Source organism: Streptomyces griseiscabiei (genome assembly GCF_020010925.1).
Lineage (GTDB): Bacteria > Actinomycetota > Actinomycetes > Streptomycetales > Streptomycetaceae > Streptomyces > Streptomyces griseiscabiei.
Genome location: NZ_JAGJBZ010000003.1, coordinates 122153 through 148007 on the forward strand (window position 1 = coordinate 122153; position 25855 = coordinate 148007).

22 protein-coding genes and 1 pseudogene are annotated in these 25855 nt (G+C 72.8%); 7 read left to right on the top strand and 16 right to left on the bottom strand.

Features of this window, described 5'->3' with window-relative positions:
* Positions 1 to 197: 197 nt before the first annotated feature.
* Positions 198 to 1658, bottom strand: a complete 1461-nt coding sequence (locus tag J8M51_RS34520; RefSeq protein WP_267299748.1) for an APC family permease — start codon at positions 1656 to 1658, stop codon at positions 198 to 200.
* A 283-nt stretch (positions 1659 to 1941) separates the two neighbouring features.
* Here J8M51_RS34520 and J8M51_RS34525 point away from each other — a divergent pair, with 283 nt between their 5' ends.
* A complete protein-coding gene (locus tag J8M51_RS34525) occupies positions 1942 to 4452 on the top strand; it encodes a SpoIIE family protein phosphatase (RefSeq protein WP_086754036.1) in 2511 nt (836 codons plus the stop codon).
* Positions 4453 to 4455: 3 nt separating this feature from the next.
* Here the strand turns inward: J8M51_RS34525 and J8M51_RS34530 are convergent, their stop codons facing one another.
* Positions 4456 to 5151 (bottom strand): DUF2637 domain-containing protein, encoded by a 696-nt coding sequence (locus tag J8M51_RS34530; protein ID WP_086754034.1) that lies wholly within the window; start codon positions 5149 to 5151, stop codon positions 4456 to 4458.
* 277 nt (positions 5152 to 5428) lie between these two features.
* Between J8M51_RS34530 and J8M51_RS34535 the strand changes: the two genes are divergently transcribed.
* The 3 genes from J8M51_RS34535 (at position 5429) to J8M51_RS34545 (ending at position 8941) form a co-directional block, all read left to right on the top strand.
* Complete coding sequence (locus tag J8M51_RS34535) at positions 5429 to 6613, top strand: serine hydrolase domain-containing protein (protein ID WP_086754032.1); 1185 nt, start codon at positions 5429 to 5431, stop codon at positions 6611 to 6613.
* 95 nt (positions 6614 to 6708) lie between these two features.
* Positions 6709 to 7821, top strand: a complete 1113-nt coding sequence (locus J8M51_RS34540) for a right-handed parallel beta-helix repeat-containing protein (RefSeq protein WP_179202961.1) — start codon at positions 6709 to 6711, stop codon at positions 7819 to 7821.
* A gap of 61 nt (positions 7822 to 7882) precedes the next feature.
* On the top strand, positions 7883 to 8941 hold the full coding sequence (locus J8M51_RS34545; protein ID WP_236068034.1) for a methyltransferase: 1059 nt from the start codon (positions 7883 to 7885) through the stop codon (positions 8939 to 8941).
* Positions 8942 to 9006: 65 nt separating this feature from the next.
* Here the strand turns inward: J8M51_RS34545 and J8M51_RS34550 are convergent, their stop codons facing one another.
* The 9 genes from J8M51_RS34550 to J8M51_RS34590 form a co-directional block, all read right to left on the bottom strand.
* A complete protein-coding gene (locus J8M51_RS34550; RefSeq protein ID WP_086752280.1) occupies positions 9007 to 9342 on the bottom strand; it encodes a TcmI family type II polyketide cyclase in 336 nt (111 codons plus the stop codon).
* Positions 9343 to 9386: 44 nt separating this feature from the next.
* Positions 9387 to 9866: an SRPBCC family protein gene (locus tag J8M51_RS34555; protein WP_086752281.1), complete on the bottom strand. Its 480-nt coding sequence runs from the start codon at positions 9864 to 9866 to the stop codon at positions 9387 to 9389.
* Between the two features lies 1 nt (position 9867).
* Positions 9868 to 10125 (bottom strand): acyl carrier protein, encoded by a 258-nt coding sequence (locus tag J8M51_RS34560; protein ID WP_086752283.1) that lies wholly within the window; start codon positions 10123 to 10125, stop codon positions 9868 to 9870.
* Positions 10126 to 10172: 47 nt separating this feature from the next.
* The gene (locus tag J8M51_RS34565) at positions 10173 to 11432 is read right to left on the bottom strand and encodes a beta-ketoacyl synthase N-terminal-like domain-containing protein (RefSeq protein ID WP_086752285.1); all 1260 of its coding nucleotides are present in this window, start codon (positions 11430 to 11432) and stop codon (positions 10173 to 10175) included.
* Positions 11429 to 12697, bottom strand: coding sequence for a beta-ketoacyl-[acyl-carrier-protein] synthase family protein (locus J8M51_RS34570; protein WP_086752286.1), 1269 nt, complete (start codon positions 12695 to 12697; stop codon positions 11429 to 11431). Before J8M51_RS34570 ends, J8M51_RS34565 begins: the two co-directional genes overlap by 4 nt.
* Positions 12694 to 13125 carry a cupin domain-containing protein gene (locus tag J8M51_RS34575; protein WP_216591285.1) on the bottom strand — a complete coding sequence of 144 codons (432 nt, stop codon included), beginning with the start codon at positions 13123 to 13125 and terminating at the stop codon, positions 12694 to 12696. Before J8M51_RS34575 ends, J8M51_RS34570 begins: the two co-directional genes overlap by 4 nt.
* A 93-nt stretch (positions 13126 to 13218) precedes the next feature.
* A complete protein-coding gene (locus tag J8M51_RS34580; protein WP_086761383.1) occupies positions 13219 to 14373 on the bottom strand; it encodes a SchA/CurD-like domain-containing protein in 1155 nt (384 codons plus the stop codon).
* Positions 14374 to 14574: 201 nt separating this feature from the next.
* Positions 14575 to 15045 carry a hypothetical protein gene (locus J8M51_RS34585; protein WP_086761381.1) on the bottom strand — a complete coding sequence of 157 codons (471 nt, stop codon included), beginning with the start codon at positions 15043 to 15045 and terminating at the stop codon, positions 14575 to 14577.
* Positions 15046 to 15159: 114 nt separating this feature from the next.
* Complete coding sequence (locus tag J8M51_RS34590; RefSeq protein ID WP_267299749.1) at positions 15160 to 16908, bottom strand: FAD-dependent oxidoreductase; 1749 nt, start codon at positions 16906 to 16908, stop codon at positions 15160 to 15162.
* A 250-nt stretch (positions 16909 to 17158) separates the two neighbouring features.
* Here J8M51_RS34590 and J8M51_RS34595 point away from each other — a divergent pair, with 250 nt between their 5' ends.
* Positions 17159 to 17572 carry a hypothetical protein gene (locus J8M51_RS34595; protein WP_086751511.1) on the top strand — a complete coding sequence of 138 codons (414 nt, stop codon included), beginning with the start codon at positions 17159 to 17161 and terminating at the stop codon, positions 17570 to 17572.
* 3 nt (positions 17573 to 17575) lie between these two features.
* Here J8M51_RS34595 and J8M51_RS34600 read toward each other — a convergent pair whose 3' ends face one another.
* A complete protein-coding gene (locus tag J8M51_RS34600; RefSeq protein WP_086751509.1) occupies positions 17576 to 19075 on the bottom strand; it encodes a flavin-containing monooxygenase in 1500 nt (499 codons plus the stop codon).
* A 343-nt stretch (positions 19076 to 19418) separates the two neighbouring features.
* Positions 19419 to 20315, bottom strand: a pseudogene (locus J8M51_RS34605) (patatin-like phospholipase family protein); the annotation flags it as partial.
* Between J8M51_RS34605 and J8M51_RS34610 the strand changes: the two are divergent.
* On the top strand, positions 20232 to 20825 hold the full coding sequence (locus J8M51_RS34610; RefSeq protein WP_086765102.1) for a TetR/AcrR family transcriptional regulator: 594 nt from the start codon (positions 20232 to 20234) through the stop codon (positions 20823 to 20825). The pseudogene J8M51_RS34605 and the gene J8M51_RS34610 overlap by 84 nt on opposite strands.
* Before the next feature lie 57 nt (positions 20826 to 20882).
* Here the strand turns inward: J8M51_RS34610 and J8M51_RS34615 are convergent, their stop codons facing one another.
* From J8M51_RS34615 to J8M51_RS34625, 3 genes are all read right to left on the bottom strand, one after another.
* Entirely contained in the window at positions 20883 to 22154 is a 1272-nt protein-coding gene (locus J8M51_RS34615) for a sugar ABC transporter permease (RefSeq protein ID WP_216869711.1), read from the bottom strand.
* Complete coding sequence (locus J8M51_RS34620; protein WP_256965391.1) at positions 22145 to 22921, bottom strand: ATP-binding cassette domain-containing protein; 777 nt, start codon at positions 22919 to 22921, stop codon at positions 22145 to 22147. Before J8M51_RS34620 ends, J8M51_RS34615 begins: the two co-directional genes overlap by 10 nt.
* Positions 22922 to 22992: 71 nt before the next feature.
* Positions 22993 to 24126, bottom strand: a complete 1134-nt coding sequence (locus tag J8M51_RS34625; RefSeq protein WP_216590139.1) for a sugar ABC transporter substrate-binding protein — start codon at positions 24124 to 24126, stop codon at positions 22993 to 22995.
* Positions 24127 to 24290: 164 nt separating this feature from the next.
* On the opposite strand from J8M51_RS34625, the gene J8M51_RS34630 reads away from it, so the two are divergent.
* The gene (locus tag J8M51_RS34630; protein ID WP_086760346.1) at positions 24291 to 25850 is read left to right on the top strand and encodes an SDR family oxidoreductase; all 1560 of its coding nucleotides are present in this window, start codon (positions 24291 to 24293) and stop codon (positions 25848 to 25850) included.
* The last annotated feature ends 5 nt before the right edge of the window (positions 25851 to 25855 follow it).

Here is a 25855-nt window from a genome sequence, read left to right on the forward strand (position 1 = left end):
TCGTCGGGTGAGGGTGGGTGGGGGCTGGTCGCGCCCACGCGGCGGAGCCGCACATCGACACAGCCCCGCGCCCCTGAAAAGCAGGGGCTTGCGCCCCGTGCTTTCCCCATGAAAGGGCCGCAGGCCTCTTTCAGGGGCGCGGGGAACTGCGCGAGAAGCCCCACCGGACCCGCACCCGACAACGCACCCCCCGCCCCCTACCGCCCCCGCCGCACGCCGGAGGCCAGCCGCGGCATCGCCATGCCCGCCAGCAGCGCCCCCGGTACGGCCAGCGCCAGCCACACGGCCGTGGCGGTGTCACCGCCGATCAGCGTCGTGAAGTTGGAGATGATCAGCCAGATCGCGCCGGCGATCCCACCCGCGCCCAGCGCCGGGGCGATCAGCGTGTTCCACAGCCGTGTGTCGCCGGACCTCTCGTGGCGGAAGAACACGATGACCGACACCGAGGTCAGCAGGTACAGCAGCATGATCGCCAGGACGGCGAGACCGCTGAGCCAGGAGAAGAGGGTGAGGACGGGGTCCTGGCCCGCCAGCGCGAAGGGGAACACCAGCAGCGCGGCGACACCGGTCTGCACGACACCCGCGAGCCACGGCGACTGGCGGCCGTTGAGCGAGCTGAGCGAGCGCGGCAGCAGCCCCTCCCGGCCCAGGGAGAACAGATAGCGGTTGGCCGAGTTGTGGAAGGCCAGGATGCTCGCGAAGAGCGAGGTGGCCAGCAGGATCGGCAGCGCGTCGCCCGCCCACGCGCCCAGTTCCGCCGCCACCGGCGCGGTGACGAAGGCCGCCCCGTCCCCGGCCTCCAGGGCCTTGCCCGCGGCTGCCGCGCTGGAGGACGGGCCGTGGGCCGAGATCAGCATCCAGGACGTGAAGGCGAAGAACGCGGTGCCGATGACGACCGCGAGATAGGTGGCCTTGCGGACCGTGCGGTGCGTCTCGCGTGCCTCCTCGCCGTAGATCGCGGTCGCCTCGAAGCCGAACATCGACGCCACCGCGAACATCAGCGCCACTCCGGGCGCGCCGTCCAGCGCCGCCGACAGGGAGAAGGAGGAGCCGGGGGCCAGCCCTTCGGGGCCGCCGCCCTTGAGGAGCATCACCACACCGAAGACCAGGAGCAGGCTGATCTCGGCCAGCACGAACACCGCGAGCACCTTGGCGCCCACGTCGACACCGGCCGTGCCGAGCAGCTGGACGACCACCATCGTGCCGAGCGCGAACAGCCACCAGGGCACGTCCGTCTCCAGGTACTGCAGCGCCAGCCCGTTCATCACGGTCCCGAACAGGCCGTACACCGCCGCCTGGATGGCGTGGTAGGCGAGCAGCGCCACCCCCGCGCTGCCCGCCGCGGCCGTACCGCCGAGGCCCTTGCCGACGTACGAGTAGAAGGCGCCCGCGTCGACGACATGGCGGCCCATCGCGACGTAGCCGACGGAGAAGAGCAGGACGACCGCACCGGCCACGACATACATCGCGGGGACGCCGGGGCCGTTGCCGAGGGCTATCGCCACCGGTGCGGCTCCGGCGATGCCGGTCAGCGGTGCCTGTGCGGAGAGCACGAAGAAGAGGATGCCCAGGACGCCGAGCGCGTTCTGTTTGAGGGAGCCGTTGGACGCGTAACCGTCCCCGGCCGCGTGCCGGGTTCTGGACGCACTTGTGGACATGGTTCACCTGTCGGGCGAAGAGGAAGAGTTTGGTTTCGGCTCAAACGAGCTGCCCCATGTTTGCCTCAACACGCCTGCCTGGCAAGGGAGTGACACGTGTAGCGCGACAGATTGTTCGGGTACTTACGACAGTCCGTGTGCGTCGCCCGCCGCCGGGCCGGTGGCGGGGTGTCCCCGGCGGCGGTCGGCCGGGAGTGTGGCGGCCATCCGAGGGTCAGGGAATAGTGTGAAAAGGATGTGACGGGACATATCGAAGGTAGCGGTGAGAGTGAGATGAGCGGCCATGGAACGGCGGATCGGCGACGGACCGGGGGCCGGCCCGGGCCACGACCCGGGCCGGGACCCGGTCGCCGAGGCCCTCTCCGCGCGTGCCACCGTCGACGAGCAGGGCACCGTGACCGGCTGGAGCGCCGGCGCCGAACGCCTTCTCGGGCACACCCCGGCGCAGATCCTGGGCCGCCCGGCCGTCTCCCTGCTCGCCGAACCGCCCCCGGCGGACGCCCTGCCGTCCTTCGCCGACCTGCCCCGCTGGCACGGCACCCTCGTCCTGCGGCACCGGGACGGCCGCCGTCTGGAGGTCAGGGTCCTGGCGCATCACCGGACGTCGTACTGCGGCACCCGCGACTGGTTCCTGGTCTCCGCGACGACGGGCACCCGGCCCCGCCCCGGCGACGAACTCCTCGCGCTGCACGGCTTCCTCGACTCCCCGTTCTGCGCGACCTCGGTGCACGACACGGATCTGCGCTTCCGCGGGACCAACCGGGGCTCGCGCGGCGCCCTGGGTCTCGGCGACGACGACCTGCGGGGGCTGCGGATGACGGAGGCGGTCGACGACCCGTCCGTCGGCCAGGTCGAGCGGCTGATGCGGCGGGTCCTGGAGACCGGCGAGCCGCAGCACGTGGAGAACCACGCGCACGCCCCCGGTGAGAACCGGGAGCACGCCTGGTCGGTCCACCTCTACCGGCTGGAGGACGAGAACGGCCGCGTCCTCGGCGTCGCCACCACCGGACACGACACGACCGAGCAGTACCGGGCCCGCAAACGCCTCCAGCTGATCGCCGAGGCCGGCCGGCGCATCGGCAGCACCCTCGACGTGACCCGGACGGCACAGGAACTGGCGGACATCGCCGTCCCGGACCTCGCCGACTTCATCAGCGTCGACCTGCTGGCCGCCCTCGACGACGGCGGCCCCTCCGACGTCCTCGGGGCGGCGGGGCAGTACGGACCGCCCCCGCGTGCCCCGGCGGACGGCCGGCCTCTGACACTGCGCCGTATCGCCCACCAGTCCGTGCTGCCGGGCAGCCCCGAGGCGGTCGTCGCGCCGGGCGAGGTGGACGACTACCCGGACGGCTCGCCGCCGGTGGAGAGCCTGCGGACCGGGCGGCCGGTGCTGTACCGGGTGACCGAGCCCGCGATCGCCGACTGGGTGGCCCAGGACCCGGTACGGACCTCCCGCATCCGGGACTTCGGGTTCCACTCCGCGATGACCGTGCCCCTCTCCGCACGCGGCACCACCCTGGGCGTCGCCGTCTTCGCCCGCCACCGGCACCCCGACCCGTTCCAGCAGGACGACCTGGTCCTGGCCGAGGAACTGGCGGCCCGCGCGGCGGTCAGCATCGACAACGCGCTGCGCTACACCCGCGAACGCGGCACCGCCGTCACCCTGCAGCGCAGCCTGCTGCCGCAGAGCCTGCCCGAGCAGACCGCGGTCGAGGTCGCCTCCCGCTACCTCCCGGCCGGTGCCCGCGCCGGGGTGGGCGGCGACTGGTTCGACGTGATCCCGCTCTCCGGAGCCCGGGTGGCGCTGGTCGTCGGCGACGTCGTGGGCCACGGCATCCACGCCTCCGCGACCATGGGCCGGCTGCGCACCGCCGTCCGTACCCTCGCCGACATCGACCTGCCCCCCGACGAACTCCTCACCCATCTCGACGACCTCGTGGCCCGCCTGGCCACCGAGGCGGAGGGCGTCGTCGGGGCGACCTGTCTGTACGCCGTGTACGACCCCGTCTCACGCCGGTGCACGCTCTGCCGGGCCGGGCATCCGCTGCCGGTGGTGGTCGGCCCGGAGGGTACGGCCGAACTCCTCGACCTCCCGGCGGGACCCCCGCTGGGCCTGGGCGGACTGCCCTTCGAGTCCCGGGAGACCGAACTGCCCGAGGGCGGTCTCCTCGCCCTCTACACCGACGGCCTGATCCGGTCCCGCAACGGCGAGCGGGGCGCACCGGGCGAGCGGGGCGGGCCCCGGGGTGCCGCGACCGACATCGACGACGGCCTCACCCGGCTCCGCCGGGCCCTCGGCACTCCCCACCCCACCCCCGCCGGCTCCCTGGACGCGTTGTGCGACCGGGTCCTCGGGTCCGTCCTGCCCGAGCGGCCCACCGACGACGTGGCGCTGCTCATCGCCCGCCCGCGCGCCCTCGACCCCGAGCGGGTCGCCACCTGGGACGTCTCCCCCGACCCCTCCGCCGTCGCCGAGGCCCGCAAGTACGCCCTCGGCCGGCTGGAGAGCTGGGGCCTGAACGACGCGGCCTTCGTCACCGAACTGGTGGTCAGCGAACTGGTCACCAACGCCATCCGGCACGCCGAGCCGCCCGTCCGGCTGCGGCTCATCCACGACCGGAGTCTCATCTGCGAGGTCTCGGACGCCAGCAGCACGGCACCCCATATGCGCCGCGCCCGCTCCTACGACGAGGGCGGCCGGGGTCTGCTCCTGATCGCCCAGCTGACCCAGCGCTGGGGCACCCGTCCCACCCCCACGGGCAAGACGATCTGGACGGAACAGACCCTCGACTGAGGCCTATGCCTGGGGCCTGCCCTGCTTGGGCCCGTTGAGCGGGTCGGCCGCGTGCCGGGGGCCGGGCCCGGACGAGAACTGGCCGACGAGTTCCCGGAAGCAGACCAGGGCGGTGATCGGCGGAATCCCGACGATCGCCATGGCCAGCAGCGAACCCGGTGACTGGCCGATGCACAGCGCCACCGCCGTGCCGGAGCAGATCAGCATCACCGCCCAGGACCGCCGCGCGGTGCGCTGCTGCACCGACGCCCGCAGGATCGACAGCCCCGCCAGCAGCCACGGCCCGTACACGGTCAGCGGCCACCAGCGCGCCAGATGCTCCGACACGACCAGCAGCGCGATATCGCGCAGCTGACCGTACGAATAGGAGACTGACCAATAGAGCATCGTCAGTGCGCACACGGCGATTGTCGTAATTAAGAAAACGACAGGGACGATCCTCGGGTTTTTGGAAAAGATGTGGGCGCCCGGCCTGGGCCGCCGCCGGTCGACCGGACGGCGCGGGCGCTCGCGCACCTCCGGCAGGGGCGGGACGGGATCCACGCTGTGGGGCGTGTAGGGCATGTGGATCAGCTCGTCGTTCGGGTCCCACAGGCCCGACGAGGCTCTCGGACCAGGGAGCCAGATCGGCTGCGTCTCGAACGGCTGAAACCCGTCTGGGTGCTGGTCTACCGAATCATAATCATAATCGGTTCGCATTCTGAATCCTGATCCTGTCCATTTGGGATCCGCTTTTCCGATCGGCTGGAGAGGGGCCGATCCCAGTTTTTGGGCATTCGGGAGAATAGCGATTTGCGGCGATTGCCGCGAGGAGCGAACCGCAGTGGATGGCCCATGAAATGGTGAAGATCTGCTCAGTGCGCCCGGCTCCGAACGAGTGGACCGCGCCCCGACGCGTCCGGGACGGAGGCCCCGGCCCGGTGTCCGGATGGTGACGTGGGCTCTTCCGCCCCCGATCCGGAAGAGGCACCCCGAGATGAGACGTCCCTCCTGCCGCCGTCCGTTCGCCACCGCCGCGCTGCTGGTGGCGTCGGTGCTGGCCCCCCTGGCGACGGCGCCCGCGGCGACCGTCCACGCCGCGACCGCGCCGTGCCCCTCCGGGGGCTTCGGGCCCGAGGTGACCGCGAAGCTGGACGAGGCCGTCGCGGGCGTCCGCCGGCAGACCGGTGTCCCCGGTGTCGTCGTCGGCCTGTGGATGCCGGGCCGGGGGTGCTACGTCCGGGCGACCGGGCTCGCCGACACCGTCACCCGCAGGCCGATGACCACCGGCCAGTTCGTGCGGATCGGCAGCGAGACCAAGACCTTCACGGTCACCGCGCTGCTCCGCCTCGTCGACGAGGGCCGGGTCCGGCTGGACACCCCGGTCTCCCGCTATGTGCGCGGGGTGCCGAACGGCCGCCGCATCACCCTGCGTCATCTGGCCGGGATGCGCAGCGGGCTCTTCCCGTACAGCGCCGACCCGGACTTCGTACGGACCCTGCTGAGCGACCCGGGCCGCTCGTTCACCCCGCGCGAGGTGCTCGCGTACGGCTTCCGGCACGCGAACACCTTCGATCCTGGAGCGCGGTTCCAGTACTCCAACTCCAACCTCGTCCTGCTCGGCCTGGTGATCGAGAAGGTCACCGGCCGGCGGCTGGCCGACGTCATCCGCGAGCGGGTGCTCCGGCCGGCCCGGCTGCGGCACACGCTGTTCCCGAAGGGCCGTGAGTTCCCCGTGCCGCACCCGCGCGGCTACACGAACCAGACGCTGAGCGGCGCGGTCGAGGACGCCACGGACTGGAACCCCAGCTGGGCCTGGGCCGCCGGGGCGATGATCTCCGACCTGCGGGATCTGCGCCGCTGGGCCGAGGTCGTCGCCACCGGCACCCTGCTCGATCCGGGGACGCAGGAGGAGCGGCTGAAGATGCTGCCGACCGGCTTCCCGGGCACCGACTACGGCCTCGGCATCCTCGACTCCGGCGGCTGGGTCGGGCACAACGGTTCCATCCCGGGCTACGAGACCGTCACGGTGTATCTGCCCTCGCGCGAGGCCACGCTGGTGCTGATGCTCAACACCGACATCCTCGTCGACGGCCAGGAGCCGTCCTCGCTGTTCGCCCGCGCCATCACGGAGATCGTCACCCCGGACCACGTCTACGACCGCCCGGCGCCTCTGGGGTAGCGGGCCGGTGGGGTCCCGGTGGGCGTCCGGCGGGGACACGCCACCGGATGGTCTATCCGCCCGTTCGTCGAGCATCTGGTCATAACGTGCGGAATATGACGAAATGGCATATTGCCCATGTGGCGTGCATCGCGGCGGTCATCGGGGCGGGGCTCGGGGCCGCCCCGCAGGCGGCCGCCGACCGCCCGGACCAGCCGGCCCGTTCGACCCATCCGACCCATGTGGTCTTTCCGGGGGAGTCGATCCAGCAGGCGGTGGACGCCGCGGCGCCGGGGTCCACCGTGCTGGTGGCCTCCGGCACGTACCGCGAGAGCGTCAAGGTCAGCACCCCCGGAATCACCCTGCGGGGCATGGGCCCGCGTACGGTCGTGGAGCCGGCCGCCGTCGACCCGGCCGCGCCCAAGCCCGCCGCCCCCGACGCCTGCGGTGACGCCGGGAACGGCATCTGTGTGATCGGGACGAAGGACCGGAAGGTCGAGGACGTCACCGTCGCCAACCTGACCGTGACCGGCTTCGCCGCCTCCGGGGTGTACGCCCTGGACACCGACCGGCTGACGGTGCGGCATGTGACCGCCGTGAAGAACGGGGTGTGGGGCATCGCCCAGGAGCGTTCGGTGCGCGGGGTGTTCCGCAAGAACACCGCCCGCGACAACGGCGACGCCGGGCTGTTCCTCGCCAACACCATCAAGGCCGAGCAGGGCGCCACGGACACCGGTGGCGCGGTGGTCGCGCACAACCGCCTGGAGGGCAACCGGATCGGCCTGACCGTCCGGCGGCTGCGGAACCTCACCGTCGCGGACAACCACCTCACCGGCAACTGCGCCGGGATCTTCGTCGTCGGCGACGAGAACATGCCGAGGGCCGGCGCGCTGACCGTGCGCGACAACCTCATCGACCGCAACAACAAGTCCTGCCCGAAGACCGCGCGGCTGGACGCCCTCCAGGGCACCGGCATCGTGCTGACCGGCGCCGAGGACACCCTGGTGACCCGCAACCGGATCATGGAGAACGCGGGCACATCCCCGCTGTCCGGCGGCATCGTCGTCTGGAAGAGCTTCGTGGGCACCACCAGCGAGCGGAACCGGATCACCGACAACACGCTGGAGAACAACGCCCCGGCGGACCTGATCAACACGGACACCGTCGGCAAGGGCAACACCTTCGCGGGCAACACCTGCCGGGCGTCCAGGCCCGCGGGACTGTGCTGACCGGCCGGGCCGACCGGCCGAGGTCGCTCATGAACTCGAAGAGGGAAAAGGAAGGCGTCGCATGACGACCACACAGACCCCACCCGCGCAGAGCGCGCCCACCCCACCGGTCCCGCCGCCCCCCATGCGGCTGCGGGAACTCGTGTTCGGGGCGGCCGTCGCAGGCGCCCTCCGCGCGGCGGCCCGGCTGGGGGTCGCCGACGCCCTCGGCGACACCCCGCTGGCGGCGGAGGCGCTCGCGGCGGCGGTGAAGGCCGAACCGAAGCCGCTGCGGCGGCTGTTGCGGGCCCTCGCCTGCCACGGCGTGTTCACCGAACGGCCCGACGGGACGTTCGCGCACACCGACATGTCCCGGCTGCTGCGCGAGGACGACCCGCACAGCCTGCGCGCCATCGCCCTGTGGTGCACCGAACCGTGGACCTGGGACGCCTGGCCGAAGCTGGACGAGGCGGTGCGCTCGGGGCGCGACGTCGTCGGGGAGCTGTACGGCAAGGAGTTCTTCGTCTACCTCAACGAGGACGCCCCGGAGTCCGCCGACGTCTTCAACCGGGCGATGACGACCTCCAGCGTCCAGTCCGCGCGGGACGTCGCCGACTTCCTCGATCTGTCGGGGAGTTCGTCCGTCGCCGACATCGGCGGCGGCCAGGGCCATGTGGTGGCGAGCCTGCTGGAGAAGTACCCGGCGCTGCACGGCACCCTGCTCGACCTGCCGCGTGTGGTGGAGAACGCCGACGCGAGGCTGCGGCCGGGCGGCGCGCTCGCGGACCGGACCCGGGTCGTCCCCGGCGACTGCCGTGAGGCCGTCCCGGTCCGGGCGGACACCTATGTCATCAAGAACATCCTGGAGTGGGACGACGACAGCACCGCCCGGCTGCTGCGCAACGTCATCGGCGCGGGCGGCCCCGGCACCCGGGTCGTGGTCATCGAGAACCTCGTCGACGACTCCCCGTCGATGCGGTTCAGCACGGCCATGGACCTGCTGCTGCTCCTCAACGTCGGCGGCGCCAAGCACACCACCGAGAGCATGACCTCCCGGCTCACGGCCGCGGGCCTGGTCATCGACGACGTACGGCCGGTCAACGCGTACCTCCACGCGTTCGACTGCCACGTGCCCGGATGACCCGACCGTGACCGCACAGGCCGCCGGACCCGCCCCGTGGCGGGTCCGGCGGCCTGTCGGTGCGGTCAGGAGCGGCGGCTGTCCCGCTCCCACCGGTAGAAGCAGTTCGCCATCGCGTCCTTCGGCGAACGCCAGGTCGCCGGGTCGTACGCGCTGACGTACGCCGACAGCCGCTCGCTGATGCCCCGGAACTCGGGGTGGCCGGCGAGCTTGGTGATGGCGGGCGTGGGGTCCCGCTCGGACTCGACGAGGTGCATGTACACGTCGTCGAACTGGAAGAGGCTGCGCCGGGAGACCCCGATGAGGTGGGGCAGCTCCCCCCGGTCGGACTCCTCGAAGATCTTGGCGATGTCCGGTGCCGCGCCCGGGGCCATCCGGGCGACGATCAGGGATTGGTGCATGGGTGTCGTTCTCCGTCCGAATGCGGGGGTCGGGTGCGGCCGTCTCAGTCGGTCAGGCCCGGGGCGGCGCCCTGTTCGGCGGCGGCCTTCTCGATGCGGTCCCGGATCAGGGCCATCTGGACCTTGGAGTTCCGGTTGATGTTGTCGGTCATCCAGTCGTCGTCGACCGGCGCGTCCGGCTTCATCGAGAAGTCCTGCGTCCACATCATCCGCGTACCGCCCGGGACCTTCTCGTACTCCCAGAGGATGTTCATGTAGGCGAAGGGCCCGGTCTCGACGCGGCGGGCCTCCACACTGAGGGTCTCCCGGTCCGCCTCGCGCTCCGAGACCCAGCTCCACACCTTGCCGTTCTCGTCCGGGTGCATGGTCAGCCGGAACGTCACCCGGTCGCCCTCCTGGGAGAGGATCTCGGCGGAGGCGTACTCGCTGAACAGCTGGGGCCAGTTGGCGACGTCGTTGGTCATGTCCCAGACCAGGTCGACGGGCGCGGCGATGGTGATCTCGTTCTGCGTGTGTCCGGCCATGTCAGGCACCCGCCATCAGCGCGCTGTTGACCTGGTCGAGGAAGTCCCGGGGGCTCCGGCACTTCTCCGTGTCCGCCGGCATCGGCGTGCCGTACCGGTTCTCCAGCTCGCCGACGATGCCGAGCAGTCCCAGTGAGTCGATGCCGAGCGTGCCGAACTCGGAGTCGAGGTGCTCCTCCAGCTCCCCCGGGGGCACGGTGACCCCGGCGGCCTTCTTCATCAGTTGGGACAGCTCTTCCACGGTGATGCGCTCGCTCATGCGTTCTCTCTCCTTGATGTGCGGGGTGGTGCGGGGTGCGGTGGTGGTCAGGAGGTGTCGCCGGTGCCGAGGCGCAGCACCAGCGCCGAGTTCGACCCCATGAGTCCCCGGCTGAGGACCAGCGCCGTGCGCGGCTCGGCGGCGCGGGCGGCGGTGGTGACGAGGTCGAGGTCGTGGCAGACGTCGAAGACGTTCGGGGTGGGCGGGATGACACCGTGCTCCATCGCGAGCACGGCCGCGGCGGCGTCCAGGACGGCCGCCGCGCCGTTGCCCCGGCCCACGGCGGTCTTCGGCGCGGTGACGGGGACCCGGGTGCCGTGCGCGCCGAGGGCGTCGACGAGGGCGAGGGCCTCGGCGCGGTCCGCCGCCGGGGTGCCGAGGGCGTCGGCGAAGACCACGTCGATCTCCTCCGGGGCGCACCCGGCCTCGGCCAGGGCGACCCGGATCGCCTCGGCCAGCCCGTCCCGGGACTCCTCCCAGCGGGAGGCGCCGGTGAAGGTCGCCGCGTGGCCCGCGATCACCGCCCGTACGGGGGCGCCCCGCTCCCGGGCCGTCTCCTCGGCCTCCACGACCAGCATCGCGCCGCCCTCGGCGGGCACGAAACCGCAGGCCGCGGAGGTGAACGGGCGGTAGGCGCGGTCCGGGTCGTCGACCGTGCTCAGCTCCTCGTAGCCGAGCTGGCAGACCATCGAGTACGGGGCGAGCGGCGCCTCGGTCGCGCCGGCCACCATCACGTCCGTACCGCGCCGCACGGCCCGCGCCGCGTGCGCCAGCGCGTCCAGCCCGCCGGCCTCGTCGGAGGCGATCACCCCGCAGGGGCCCTTGAAGCCCCGGCGGATGGAGATCTGGCCGGTGCTCGCCGCGTAGAACCAGGCGATCGACTGGTACGGGCCCACGAAGCGGCTGCCCTTGGACCACAGCTGCTGCAGCTCCCGCTGCCCGAACTCGCCGCCGCCGGAGCCGGCCGCGGTGACCACGCCCACCGAGAACGGCGCCGCGTCGGTCTCGGGCCGGTCGAGGCGGGCGTCGTCGAGCGCCTGGTCGGCGGCGGCCATCGCGAAGTGCGTGAACCGGTCGGTCTGGACGAGGTAGCGCTCCTCGACCGCCGACGGCGGATCGAAGTTCCGCACCTCGCCGGCCACCTTCAGCGGAAGGTGCTCGCAGCCCTCGCGGGTGACCCGGTCCAGGACGCTGATGCCCTCCCGGGTGGACTTCCAGAACGTCTCGGTGCTGGTCCCGTTGGGCGCGACCACGCCGATGCCGGTGACGGCCGCGCGCCGAGGACGCCGGGTGCTCCGTTCGCTCATCGTGTCTTCTCCCTCGGCAGGTTCAGGACCACCGCGGACTGGAACCCGCCGAACCCGCTGCCCACCGAGAGCACGGTGTTCAGCCGCCGCTCACGGGCGACGCGCGGCACGTAGTCCAGGTCGCACTCGGGGTCCGGGGTCTCGTAGTTCGCGGTGGGCGGGACGACCTGGTGGGCCAGGGCCAGGGCGCAGGCGACGACCTCGATGGCACCGATCGCGCCCAGCGAGTGACCCACCATGGATTTGATGGAACTCATGGGCGTGTCATAGGCGTGCGCGCCGAGCGTCCGCTTCACGGCGGCCGTCTCGTGCCGGTCGTTCTGCTTGGTGCCCGAGCCGTGCGCGTTGACGTAGTCGACGGCCGTCCGGTCCAGCCGGGCGTGGTCGAGGGCGTCCTCGATGGCCCGCGCCATCTCCAGACCCTCACTGGTCAGCCCGGTCATGTGGTAGGCGTTGCCGAAGGTGGCGTACCCGCTGATCTCGCAGTACACATGCGCGCCGCGGGCCCGCGCGTGCTCCAGCTCCTCCAGGACGAGTACGGCACCGCCCTCGCCCATGACGAACCCGTTGCGGTCCGCGTCGAAGGGACGGGAGGCGTGGGCCGGGTCGTCGTTGTTGGGGGAGGTGGCCTTGATCGCGTCGAAGCAGGCCATGGTGATCGGGGAGATCGGCGAGTCCGACGCCCCGGCTATGCAGATGTCGGCCCGGCCCTCCTCGATCGTGTGGAAGGCGTACCCGACGGCGTCGAGGCCCGAGGTGCAGCCGGTGGACACGGTCTGCACCGGCCCGCGCGCCTCGAAGCGTTCCGCGACCGTCGAGGCGAGCGTGCTGGGCGCGAACGCCCGGTGCAGATCCCGCCCGGCCTCCCGGTGGTCCACGTCCCAGCGCTCCCCGCCATGGCTGACGAGTACGTAGTCGTGCTCCAGCCGGGTGGTGCCGCCGACCGCGGTGCCGAGGGAGACCCCGACCCGCCAGGGGTTCTCCGCCGCGAGGTCGAGACCGGAGTCCCGTATCGCCTCGTCGCCCGCCACCAGGGCGAACTGGATGTACCGGTCGCAGCGGGCCACCTGCTCCGCGTCCAGTCCGTGGGCCGCCGGGTCGAAGTCGCACTCGGCGGCGATCCGCGAACGCAGCCCGGACGGGTCGAAGAAGGTGATGCCACGTGTCGCCGTACGACCGTCGGCCAGGAGGTCCCAGAACGCCGGGACGCCGATGCCGCCGGGGGCGACGATGCCTATGCCGGTGACCGCCACGCGCCTGGTCATGAGCGGACCTGGGAGCGTTCGGCCGCCCGTGCGGCGTGTGCCGCCTCCACCGGGATCGGTACGCCGTTCGCGTCCTCGGTGTCGACATGGCCGAGCGGCGGGCTCGGCGCCAGCGGGCCGAGGTGGAAGACCATCCGGGCCTCCACCTTGCCGACGTTGCGGAACCGGTGCCGCATATGGGCGGGGATCAACAGCCCCTGCTCGGGCTGGAGTCGGTGGGCCTCGCCGTCGAGGTCCACCTCCAGCTGCCCGCAGATGACGTAGATGAACTCCTCGGAGTACGGGTGGTAGTGCTCGGCGATGCGGTCGCCGGGCGCCACGATGGCCACGCCCATGAAACCGCTGGTGGAGCCGACGGTGGTGGGGGTCAGCATGGCGCGCAGATCGCCGCCGCGCCGGGTGTTGGGCTCGACCTCGCTGACATCCACGATTCCGGGATGGCGGAGTTGGCGGTTGGTCACGACGTTCCTCCGAACGTGAGCGGGGAGGGATTCGGGGGCTTCAGGGGCCCCGGGGGAGGGTCAGGCGTCGGGCGCCCGGCGGTCGGTGACGAGTTCCATGCGGGCGACCGTCAGCAGCCGGGCCGGGGCGCCGTCCTTCGGGGAGCCGTCCGCGCCGAGGGCGCCGCCGTCGAGGAGATCCGTCAGCTCGGCCGCGCGGGCCCGGTCGGTGAGACCGAGGACGGGACCGGGGTCGTTGTCGATGCCGCCGCGCACGTCGACCAGGCGTACGACGATGTCGTCGCGCTGGAAGATCGTGCTGCGCAGCACCGGGCCCTCGGGGTCGTCCGCCGCCGCCTCGTCCTGCCGGGCGAGCAGCTCGGCCAGCCGCAGCCCGCAGCCCTCGCGGGCCGGGTAGTACAGCGCGTGCCGTTCGGCGTCCGGGCTCTCCTGGCCGGCCGTCACATGGTGCACGGCGGGCAGCGCCGCACGGGTGAAGAACACCCGGGCCGAATCCGGGTCGTCGAGGTCCCGGTCCTGCTCCAGATGGGGGTTGAGGGCCTCCTCGACGGCCCGCACCTCGGGCTGCCGGGCCACGTGCCGCAGCGCGGCGAGCAGGTCGCCCCGTACCTCGACGGCCCGGACGACCCGGTTGCCGTGCATGAACAGGGAGGTCCGGCACAGCCGGGTGGAGTCGTCGACCTTCGGCTCGGGCGCGGCGTAGTCGGCGAGGATCTTCGCGACGATCTCCTCGCTGCCCGGCTTCACGGTGAAGGTGAGCGCGTGCCGGATCAGGCCGTCACCGATGCGGGGCGAGGTCTGCAGCCGGCGCTCGCCGGGCTCCGCCGCCACGGCCGGGCCGCCGGTCTCGCGGACGATGTGGAAGCGCAGCGAACGGGTGTCCCGGACGCAGTCGTGCAGCGGGCGCACCATCTGCACGTGCTCCTCGCTGTTCACCCAGGTGAGGAACGGCGGGGCGCTCTCCCACTCGCTGGTGATCAGCCATTGGGAGGGGTTCTCGATGGACTGGCACAGCTGGTCGCTGACGTGCCCGGGGACGGACGCGACCTGGTTGCACAGTTGCTCGTACGCCTCCAGGAACTGCTGCTGGGCGCCGTCGTAGACGTCCACGAGGAGGACGACCCGGAGCCGGGAGCCGTCGAAGACGGACTGGGAGACGTGCTGCGACACCTGTCGCTTCAGCGTCTGGGTAAGCCGTTCGGACGTGGTGGTCATGCTGCGCACATCTCCTCGGTGGGGCGGATCGGTGGGGGCAGAGACGGACGGGGCGTCGGCCGAGGCGGCGTGACGTCACGTCGGCGTGCCTCGATCCTCAGCCCGCCCCCTCCGGCGCGCGACTCGTATGCACTGCGCGGGTGACCGGCCGGGCCGTCGTGCGGCGCGGCCGGTCACGGCGGTTATCGCGCCCGGCACGGGTCAGGCCACGCTTCCGGCGGTCTTCCTGCGGCGCACGGCGTACAGCCCGGTCCCGGCGACGGCCAGGACGGCGAGGCCGCCCGCGGTCACGGCCGGGGAGGCCAGGCCGCCGCCACCGGTGTGCACACCACCGCGGGGCTTCTCGTGCCCGCCGCCCCAGGACTCCTCGTCCTGCTTCCCGCCCCAGGAGCCCTCGTCCTGCTTGACGGTGCCGGAGCCGGTGTCCTGCTTGCCGCTCCAGGAGTTCCCCTCCTGCTTCGGGGCGCCGGCGGCCGGGTCCTGCTTCGGGGCACCGGAGGCGTCGTCCTGCCGGGCGGTGCCGTCGGTGCCGTTCTCCTGTCCCTTCTCCTGCTCCTTGCTGTAGGAGGAGTCCGCCTCGTCCCAGCCCCCGGACGCGTAGGCGCCGGGCGCGCCGAGTACGAGGACTGCCGAGGCCGCCGCGGTGGCCACGAGCGTGCGAGCAGAGCGCATCTGACGATCCTTCCGTCGGACGGGGCGGGCAGCCGACGTCGCGTCAGCTGAGGTGACCCGCCCCCGACGTGATCCACCGTCAGCCAGTCCCTTCGCCACCACCACTCAAGGCGTTCACTCGGGTGATCCGCTCACCAGCAGCGTGGTCAGCACCGCGCGCAGGGTGGCCTCGGCGTCCGGGACCGGGCCCGGCGACCGCCATGCCACGAACCCGTCGGGCCGCACGAGCACGGCGCCGCCGGCCGTCGTCCCGTGGACGGCCGCCCAGTCCGCGCCGCCGTCCTCGGGCGTCAGCTCGGCGTCCGGGCCGGAGCCGATCCGGTACGCGGCGAGGGGGACGGACATCGACTCGGCGAGGCGGAGGGCGGCGGTGTGCCAGTCGCCGCCCTCCTCGGCGTCGCTGAGCAGGACGAGCGAGCGCTCGTAGAGGTCCAGCGTGGAGACGGGCTGCCCCTGAGGGGCCTCCCGGTGGCGCCCCTGTTGGCTCCCCTGCTGACGTACCGCCAGGTGGGGGGCGCGGCTGCCGGGTTCGCCGGAGAGGTCGAGGCGCTCGGGGACGACCGGGGTCGCGGGGTCGGTGCCGAGGACGGCGCCGCGCGGGTAGCGGTAGCCGAGGGCCACGTCGAGGATGCCGCGCTGCGGGCCGCCGCCCCCGCCGACACCGGGGGCCGGGGCGAAGCCGGGGTGGCTGTGCTCGACCGAACGGGCGGCGGCACGGGCGCTGGTCGCCTCCGCCACCGGGCGGCGCTCGGCGTCGTACGAGTCGAGCAGGCCCTCACCGGCCCAGCCGCCGAGCACGGCCGCCAGCTTCCAGGCGAGGTTGTGGGCGTCCTGGATACCGGTGTTGGAGCCGAAGGCGCCGGTCGGGGACATCTCGTGGGCCGAGTCGCCGGCCAGGAACACCCGCCCCGAACGGTAGCTCCGGGCGACCCGCTGGGCGGCGTGCCAGGGTGCCTTGCCGGTGATCTCGACGTCGAGGTCGTGGACGCCGACCGCGCGGCGGATGTGCGCGACGCACCGCTCCTCGGTGAACTCCTCCAGGGTTTCGCCGTGTTCGGGGTGCCAGGGGGCGTGGAAGACCCAGTTCTCCTTGTTGTCCACGGGCAGCAGCGCCCCGTCGGCGTCCGGGTTCGTCAGATAGCAGACGATGAAGCGGCGGTCGCCCACGACACCGGCGAGGGCGCGGGAGCGGAAGGTGACGCTGACGTTGTGGAACAGGTCGCCGGGACCGCTCTGGCCGATGCCGAGCTGTTCGCGGATCGGGGAGCGGGGGCCGTCCGCGGCGACGAGATAGTCGGCGCGGAGGGTGGTGTGCTCGCCGGTCTCACGGCTCTTGACGATCGCGGTGACCCCGGAGGAGTCGGTCTCGAACGACAGCAGTTCGGTGCCGTACCGCAGATCGCCGCCGAGCCGCCCGGCGTGCTCCAGCAGCACCGGCTCCAGGTCGTTCTGGCTGCACAGGCACCAGGAGCTGGGGCTGAACCGGGCGAGACCGCCGCCCGCGTCGATCTGCTTGAAGAGCCACTCGCCCGCGTCGCCGACCAGGGTGGGTGTCTGCAGGATGCCGTGGTTGTCGGCGAGGGTGGCGGCGGCCTCGCGGATGCCGGGCTCGACTCCCGCCGCGCGGAACAGCTCCATCGTGCGGACGTTGTTGCCCCGGCCGCGCGGATGGATGGAGGTGCCGGTGTGCCGCTCGACCAGGGTGTGCGGCACGCCCAGGCGGCCCAGGAACACCGAGGTCGACAGGCCGACGAGGGACCCGCCGACGATGAGGACCGGGACGTGGGGGGTGGTGGGGGTGCCGGTGGGGTCAGTGGTGCCGGTGGGATCGGTCCGATCAGGTCCGACAGATCTGTGCTGCATCGCGTTCATGTTCTTCGCTCAACTCCAGCGCGTCGTGTCCGCCGACTCGGCCGGATAGGGCCGGGGGCTTCATCCATGCCCCGCACCGGGAATCGGGGACCGGGCTTCACCCGCTTAGGGGCGCTTGGGGACGCGTCGGAGGTGCCCGTACATCTACTCGGGGGCACACGTACTCGGGCGCACAGGTACTCGGGTGCGGCTGAGTACCCGCGCCCTGTGCGGAGAAGACCCGTGCCGGGAGGCTGGGTTCATGAACCGACGACTCCGCGCCCTCCCCTCCCAGCTGCTCCCGGCCCTTGTCACGGGCGTGGCCTCGCTGACCCTCTGGGCCGTCTGGCTGGGCTGGGACCAGCACCGTGATCTGCGTCCTGACGGTTCGTCGACCGGGCCGTACGAGGCCTGGCAGATCGTCGGCCTGGTGCTGACGCTGCTGCTGCCGGTGTACTGGGCCGCGTCCCGGCGGCACATCCTCGGCGCGGTCGCCGGCACCACGATCGGCCTGACCGTCGCCTCGTTCCACGACTGGTCGGACGACGCCAGCGGCCTCTACGTCATCGGCGTCACGATGGTGATGCTGGGGACCGTCGCCGTGACCACCGGGCTCTCCTTCCTGATCGCGGCCGTCGGGGGCCGGGCTCGGCCGACGGCACGCGTGGCGGCGTAGGGGTCAGCGGGCGTCGTAGGCCTCCGGGTCGAAGTGGGCCAGGCGGCGGCGCATACGGCCCGTCGACCAGGGCCAGCTGAAGCTGTTGACGCCGTTGGGGTCCAGGTAGTAGCTGGAGCAGCCGCCCGCGTTGTAGACGGTGGCGGGCAGGGCCTGCTGGACCTCGGCGCCGAAGGCGGCCTGGACCTCGGGGCGTACGTCCATGCTGGTCCAGCCCGCGCCGCGGAAGTGGCGTATCGCGCCCGCCACGTACGCCAGTTGGGCTTCGAGAACCGCGTACGCGGAGGAGTGGCCGGTGCCCAGGTGCGGGCCGAGGAGGACGAACGCGTTCGGGAAGCCGCTGACGGTGGTGCCGAGGTAGGCGTCCGGGCTGCCCTTCCAGTGGTCGTCCAGGCTGGTGCCGTCGGCGTCGAACACCCGGCGGGCGATGGGCATGTCGAGGATGTGGAAGCCGGTGCCCAGGACGATCGTGTCGACGTCCGCGCGGCTGCCGTCGGCGCCGACGATCCGGCGGCCCTCGACGGCCTTCACCGCTGTCGCGTGCACGGTGACGTTGGGTCTGGTCAGGGCCGGATAGTAGGTGTTGGAGAGCAGGAGCCGTTTGCAGCCGAGGGTGTAGTCGGGGGTCAGCGCCTGACGCAGGGCCCGGTCCTTGACGGTGGCCCTGAGGTGGAGCGTGCCGATCCTCTGCACGGTCCGCAGCAGGGCCGGGTGGCGGAAGCCGACGCCGAGGGCCTCCAGCGCCGCGTACTCGGCTTTGCGCAGCGCCCGTTGGGCGCCGGGGACGGTCCGCAGCAGGCGGCGTTCGGCGTGCGGTACCGGGTGGTCGGGCTTGGGCAGCACCCACTGCGCGGTGCGCTGGAACAGATGCAGCCGGCCGGCGCGCGGCTGGATCGCGGGCACGAACTGCACCGCCGAGGCGCCGCTGCCGATCACGGCCACCCGGGCGCCGGTGAGGTCGACGTCGTGGCGCCAGCGCGAGGAGTGGAAGACCGGGCCGGGGAAGTCGGCGAGGCCGGGGAGGTCGGGGCGCAGCGGCTCGTGCCAGGGGCCGGCCGCCGAGATCAGGAAACGGGCGGTGTAGGCGCCGCGGGTGGTCTCGACGTGCCAGCGGGCGTGGGCGGGGTTCCACCGGGCCCGGGTGACCTCGGTGCCGTAGCGGATGAGGGGCGTGATGCCGTACGCGGCGGCCGTGTTCCGGAGGTAGGAGCGGATCTCGGGCTGGCCGGCGAAGGCCCGCGTCCACTCCGGGTTGGGCGCGAAGGAGTACGAGTAGAGAGCGGACGGCACGTCGCAGGCGCAGCCCGGGTAGGTGTTGTCCCGCCAGGTGCCGCCCAGGTCGGCCGCCTTCTCGACGATCACCAGATCGTCCACCCCCGCCTCGCGCAGCTTGATCGCCGCGCCGATGCCGGAGAGGCCGCTGCCGATGATCAGGGCCTCGACGTCGCGGTTCTCGGCGCTCCCGGGGACCTCGCGGTTTCCGGGGCTTCCGGGCTGTGGCATCGCAGGCTCCTGTCCGGGCGTCGGGGGCGGCCTCGCTCACGGCCTCGCGGACGGTGGCGCGGGTCGTGCGCAGGGCGGTCTCCAGGACGGTGAGGCGGCGCCCGGGGTCCATGAAGTTGCCGCCCATCACCGCGAGGTCGGCGGCGGCGGGCTCGATACGGACGACACGGGTGCCCGCCGCCCGCAGCGCGGCGCACTCCGCGTCGAGGGTGCGGGTCATGACGCGGCGCAGCAGGGCCTCCGCCCGGCCGAGGCCGCGGCGCGGTCCGGGGAGGCGGGAACTCATCGGGGCGATCACGTACACCTCGTCGAGCCCGCTCGGGACCAGGAGGTCGGCGGAGGCGGTGGAGAGGATGCCGCCGTCGGCGTACCGCCGGCCCGCGACGCGTACGGGCGGGAACCAGCCCGGCACCGCCCAGGACGCCCGGAGCGCGTCCCGCAGGGCGGCCGGTGGGGCGTCGGGGTGGCCGAAGACGGTACGGCGGCCCGTGTCGAAGTCGGTCGCCACCAGCCAGGTCGCCGGATGCGGGACCCACTGCCCGGCCGGGGCGAGGGAGTCCGCGAGGGCCGCCAGCCACCGGGCGTCGCCGCGGCCCTGGGGGAGCAGACCGGAGAGCCCGGCCAGGGCGGGGGCCGTGCGGCGCAGCGCGTGGCGGGCCAGCCCGGGGGAGCCGGGGAAGACGGCGGGGCGGGGCGGGAGCGCCCGGGGCGCGGAGGCGAGGTGCCGCAGGAGTTCGGGGCGGGCGTCCGGGCGGCCCAGCTGGGCGGCGAGCAGGTCGTCCACGCCGACACCGGCGCCGAGCAGAGCCGCCATCTCGGCCCCGGCGGAGGTGCCCACCAGGACCTCGGCGTCGCGCGGGTCCCAGCCCGTGGCCCGCCGGAGCGAGTGCAGGGCGGCGACGGTCCAGGTCGCGCCGAGGGTGCCGCCGCAGCCGAGGACGAGTCCTCGGGAGGGAGGGGAGGGGTGGGGAGGGGTTGTGCGCGTGCGCGTGCTCGTGGCGTTCACCGCGTCCACATCCAGGTACTCGGGGGATCCAGATACCAACGAGATCCGGATACTAGTGGTATCCGAAATGCTTGGACAGCCCCTGTCGGAGATAAGATCCGGGAGCCTTTCGAGAGCCGCCGCCGGAGAGGGAGAAGGAGGGGAAGCGACATGGCCCGCCTCAGCCGCGTCGAGAGTCAGGGACGGACGCGCGAACGGCTCGTCGCCACCGCGCGGCAGCTGTTCCTCTCCCATGGCTACGCCGCCACCTCGCTCAGCGACGTCGCGGAGACGGCCGGCTACTCCAAGGGCGCCGTCTACTCCAACTTCCGCAGCAAGGACCATCTCTGCCTCGCCGCGCTGGACGACATCCGGGCCGAGCAGCTGGGGCTGCTCACGGACGCCGTCATGGGCGAGGCCGGGATCGAGGACCGGCTGGCGGCCTTCGCCGCGTGGGCCGAGGCGCACATCGGCGACGAGGCGTGGACCACGCTGGAGGTCGAGTTCCTCACCAGCGCCCGGCACGACGACGAACTGCGGGCCGAGATCGCCGCCCGGGTCGCGACGATCCGCGAGGCCCTGGCCCACCTGCTCGACGCCCTCGCCCTGGAACTGGGCGTCACCCCGGCCATGCCCGCCGACCGCGCCGCGATGACCCTGCTCAGCCTGGGCATCGGCCTCGGCGTCCAACGCGTCGCCGACCCGTCCGTCCCCACCGCCGTACTGACGGAGACGCTGCGGCTGGTCCTGCGGATGGACGGGTGATCACGGGGTCGGGCGGCTGAACGCGTCAGGCTCGCCCGCGCTCATGCCCGCCCCCGCTCATGCCCGCCCCCGTGACTCCGCCGCCCGGCGGGCCAGGGAGTCGAAGACCACGGCCACGAGCAGGACGCCGCCGGTGATCATGAACTGGACGGCGGGCTGGACGCCGAGCAGGGCCATGCCCGAGGCGATGGACTGGATGATGAGGACGCCCAGCAGGGCGGACCAGGTCGAGCCGCGGCCGCCGAAGAGGCTGGTGCCGCCGATGACGGCGGCGGCGATGGCGTTGATCAGCAGCATCCCGGAGCCCGGGACCTGGGTCGCCGAGGTGAGGCGCGAGGCGACGAACAGGCCGCCGACCGCCGCCAGGGTCCCCGACGCCAGGAACACCCAGATCCGTACGCGCGACACGTCGACGCCGGAGCGCCGGGCCGCCTCCACCCCGCTGCCGAGCGCCAGGACCTGACGGCCGTGGACGGTACGGCGCAGGAAGAGGTCCGAGGCCAGGATGACCACGAGGAAGATCAGCAGGGCGAGGGGGAGGCCCTCGAAGCGGTTCAGGACGGCGACCGTGGCGAAGGAGACCGCGGCCAGGAGAGCCGTGCGCAGCCAGATCTCGCCCTTCGCCCGGCACGGCATCCCGGCGGCGGCGCGGCGGGCGCGGTCGTGGCGGCGCAGGAGGAGATAGACGACCGGGCCGAGCGCGGCCAGGCCGTAGGTGACGGCGGGGGAGCCGAAGGAGCGGCTGGTCAGCTCGGCCACCAGCCCGTCGTCGCTGAAGCTGATGGAGCTCTCCGGGCCGAGCAGGTAGAGCATCAGGCCGTTCCAGGCCAGCAGGCCCGCGAGGGTGACGACGAACGCGGGGACGCCGATCTTGGTGAACACGAAGCCGTGGAGCGCCCCGGCCGCCGCGCCGCAGGACACCGCGACGAGCACGGCGAGCCCCTCCGGCATGCCCTGGTTCACGTTCAGCGCGGCGAACATCGCGCCGGAGAGGCCCGCCAGCGAGCCCACCGACAGGTCGATCTCGCCGATCAGCAGCACGAAGACGACGCCGACGGCGACCATGCCGGTGCCGACGATCTCCACGCTGAGGACGGAGAGGTTGCGCGGGGAGAGGAAGTTCTCGTTGAGGCTCTGGAAGACGATCCAGGTCACGGCGAGGGCGAGCAGGGCGGGCGCCGGGCCGAGCTCCCCCTCGTGCAGGCGGCGGCGCACGGCGTGGGCGTACGCGCGGGGGCGGTCGCCGTACCAGCGGCCGTGCCCGTGCGGGCCCGGCTCGTGCGAGCCCCCGTTCCGCGGGCGCCCCTCTCCGTTCCCCCTCACGGCCATGTCTCCTCCGGGTCGGACGCGTGGTGGCCCGCGGTGTTGTCCACCGCGCCGGTGATGGAGGAGATGATCTGTTCCTGGGAGGTCGTGCTGACGTCGAACAGGCCGTTGTTGCGGCCGAGGCGCAGGACGGCGATCCGGTCGGCGACGGCCTTGATGTCCCCCATGTTGTGGCTGATGAGGAGCACTCCGGTGCCCCGGTCGCGCAGTTCCTCGATGAGGTCGAGGAGCTGGTTGGTCTGTTCGAGGCCGAGGGACGCGGTGGGCTCGTCCAGCAGGAGCAGCCGGGGCGCGGTGACGAAGGACCGGGTGATCGCGACGACCTGCCGCTGGCCGCCGGAGAGGGTGGCGAGGGGGACGCGGACGTCGGGGATGCGGATGGAGAGCGTGCGCAGCAGTTCGCGGGTCCGGCGCTCCATCTCCACCTCGTCGAGGACGCCGAAGCGGTGGATCTCGCGGCCGAGGAAGAGATTGCCGACGACGTCGAGGTTCCCGCACATCGCGAGGTCCTGGTAGACGGCCGCGATGCCGAGGAGCTGGGCGTCCTGGGGGCGTCTGATCTGGACGGCCTCGCCCTCCCACTCGATGACGCCCTTGTCCGGGGGGCCGACCCCGGAGATCACCTTGACCAGGGTGGACTTCCCGGCGGCGTTGTCGCCGACCAGGGCGACCACCTCCCCGGCCCTGATCTCCAGTTCGACGTCGACCAGCGCCTGGACGGCGGCGAAGCGTTTGGAGACGCCGCGCAACGCCAGCAAGGGCTGAACCACCGGGTCACCTCCTGGAGGGGGCGGACAGGACTGACGGGGTCGCTGAGGCTCATGCGAGGCTCATGTGAGGTTCATGGGGTGAGTCCGGCCCTGTCGCACGCGGGCCGGAGCTTCGGGGTGCATATCTGGTCGATGGTGTACATACCGTCCTTGACCAGAGTCTCCTTGATGTTGTCGGCCCTCACCGGGACCGACGGCAGCAGGACCGCCGGAATGTCCTTGTCGGTGGGGCTGTCGACGGTGCCGGTGGCGATGGAGTCGACCGACTCCCCGCGCCCCAGGGCGACGGCCATCTCGGCGGCGGCGTCGGCCGCGGGCTCGAACGGCTTGTAGATGGTCATGTGCTGGCTGCCCTGCACGATGCGCTGGACGGCCACGAGGTCGGCGTCCTGCCCGGTGACCGGCGGCAGCGGCCGTACGGCACTGGCGTTGAGGGCGGAGACCACGGCGCCGGCGAGGCTGTCGTTGGCGGCGAGGACACCGTCGATGTTGTTCGCGCCGAGGGCGGAGATGGCGCCGCTCATGTTGGCGTAGCCGTTCTCCGGCCGCCAGCCGACGGTGTCGTACGACTTCCCGATCTTCACCTTGCCCTTGAGGACGGAGAGCGCGCCGCGTTTGTACCAGCCGGCGTTGGGGTCGGTCGTGGCGCCGTTCATCATCACGATCTGGCCGCCGTCCGCCTTGTCGCCCATGGCCTTCAGCAGCTCCTCGGCCTGGAGCCTGCCGACGATCTCGCCGTCGAAGGTGACGTAACCGGAGATGGGGCCCTGGGCGAGCCGGTCGTAGGCGACGACCGGGATGCCGGCCCGGTCGGCGGCCTCGACGGAGGAGCGCAGCGCCTTGGGGTCGATGGCGGCGACGATCAGCACGTCCACGCCCCGGGTGATCATCGCGTCCAGCTGCTGGCGCTGGACCTGTGGTTCGGCCGTGGCCGCGACGGTGGCCGCCGGGCAGCCCGGGCACAGCTCCTTCAGCCGCTTCTCGATCAGGGGTCTGTCGAACTGCCCGAAGCGGGAGGCCCCGCCACCCGGGAGCAGGACACCGACGGTCAGGTCGTCCCCTCCTCCGCCACCCCCGCTCCCGCTGCCCCCGCCCCCGCCACATGCCCCGGTCAGCACCAGACCGGCGGCGACCACGAACGCCGCGCCCGCCCGGCTGAGGGACCTACGTTTCACGGCCGCCGTACGGCCGACGCCGAGACCCATGTCGGTTCCTTAGAACATTTGCCCGATCTTGCTGGATCCTGCCCCGTTATGGATGTCTCTCGTCCAGCGTAGTCGCGGCGCGGCGAGTCTCCCGCCGAGGTTGCGGGGCCTGAGCGGCGCGCTGAGCATGGGCCGGGGGAGTCGCGACGGAAGTCGGTGTCCTGATGAGTGCGAGCCGTGTGTCCGACCGGGGGTACGACGACGACCGCCCCCTCCTCTGCCTGGTCACCGGTGCCACCGGCTACCTCGGCGGGCGGCTGGTGCCCGAGCTGCTCGGCGCCGGGTACGGGGTGCGGTGTCTGGCGCGGTCGCCCGGGAAGCTGCGGGACCATCCGTGGGCGGGGCGGGCGGAGGTCGTGCGCGGGGACGTGACGGACGCCGAGTCCGTGGGGGCGGCCATGGAGGGTGTGGACGTCGCGTACTACCTGGTGCACTCCCTGGGCACCGGGCGGGGCTTCGAGGAGACCGACCGGCGGGCGGCGCGGATCTTCGGGGAGCGGGCGCGGGCGGCGGGCGTACGCCGGATCGTGTATCTCGGCGGACTGACCCCGGCCGGGGTGCCCGAACGCGAGCTGTCGCCCCATCTGCGGTCCCGCGCCGAGGTGGGCCGGGTGCTGCTGGCCTCGGGGGTTCCCACCGCCGTACTCCGGGCCGCCGTGATCATCGGGTCGGGCTCGGCGTCGTTCGAGATGCTGCGGCATCTCACCGAGCGGCTGCCCGTGATGGTGACCCCGAGCTGGGTGCGCACCCGGATCCAGCCGATCGCCGTACGGGACGTGCTCAGGCTCCTCGTGGGCTGCGCGCGGCTGCCGGACGACGTGAACCGGACGTTCGACATCGGCGGGCCGGACGTCGTCACGTACGAGCAGATGATGCGGCGGTACGCGGCCGTCGCGGAGCTGCCGAAGCGGGTGATCGTGCCCGTGCCGCCGCTCACGCCCCGGCTGTCGAGCCTGTGGGTGGGGCTGGTCACCCCGGTGCCGGGCGGTCTCGCGCGCCCGCTCGTCGAGTCGCTGAGGCATGAGGTCGTCTGCGCCGAGCGGGACATCGTCCGGTATGTGCCGGACCCGCCGGAGGGGCCGGTCGGACTCGACCGGGCCATCGCGCTGGCCCTGCGGCGCGTCCGGGACGCGGACGTGGCCACCCGCTGGTCCTCGGCCGCCACGCCCCGCACCCCCAGCGACCCGCTGCCCACCGACCCCGACTGGGCGGGCGGCAGCCTGTACGAGGACCGCCGGGAGCGTGCGGTGGCGGCGTCACCGCGGGCGCTGTGGCGGGTGGTGGAGGCGATCGGCGGCGAGAACGGCTGGTACTCCGCGCCCCTGGCCTGGTCCCTGCGCGGCTGGGCGGACCGGCTCGTCGGCGGGGTCGGCCTGCGCCGGGGCCGCCGCGACGCCACCCGGCTGCGCATCGGCGACAGCCTCGACTTCTGGCGCGTCGAGGAGATCGAGCCCGGCCGGCTCCTCCGCCTCCGCGCGGAGATGCGGCTCCCGGGGCTGGCATGGCTGGAGATGACCGTGGACCGGGACGGGGAGGGGCGGACGGTCTACCGGCAGCGGGCCCTGTTCCATCCGCACGGGCTCGCCGGGCATGTGTACTGGTGGGGCGTGGCTCCCTTCCACGCGGCGGTGTTCGGGGGGATGGCGCGCAATATCGCGGCGGCGGCGGCGGAGAGCGCCGCGGCCACCGGGACCACCGGCCCGGTAGCGGCCCGTACGCGCTGACGGGG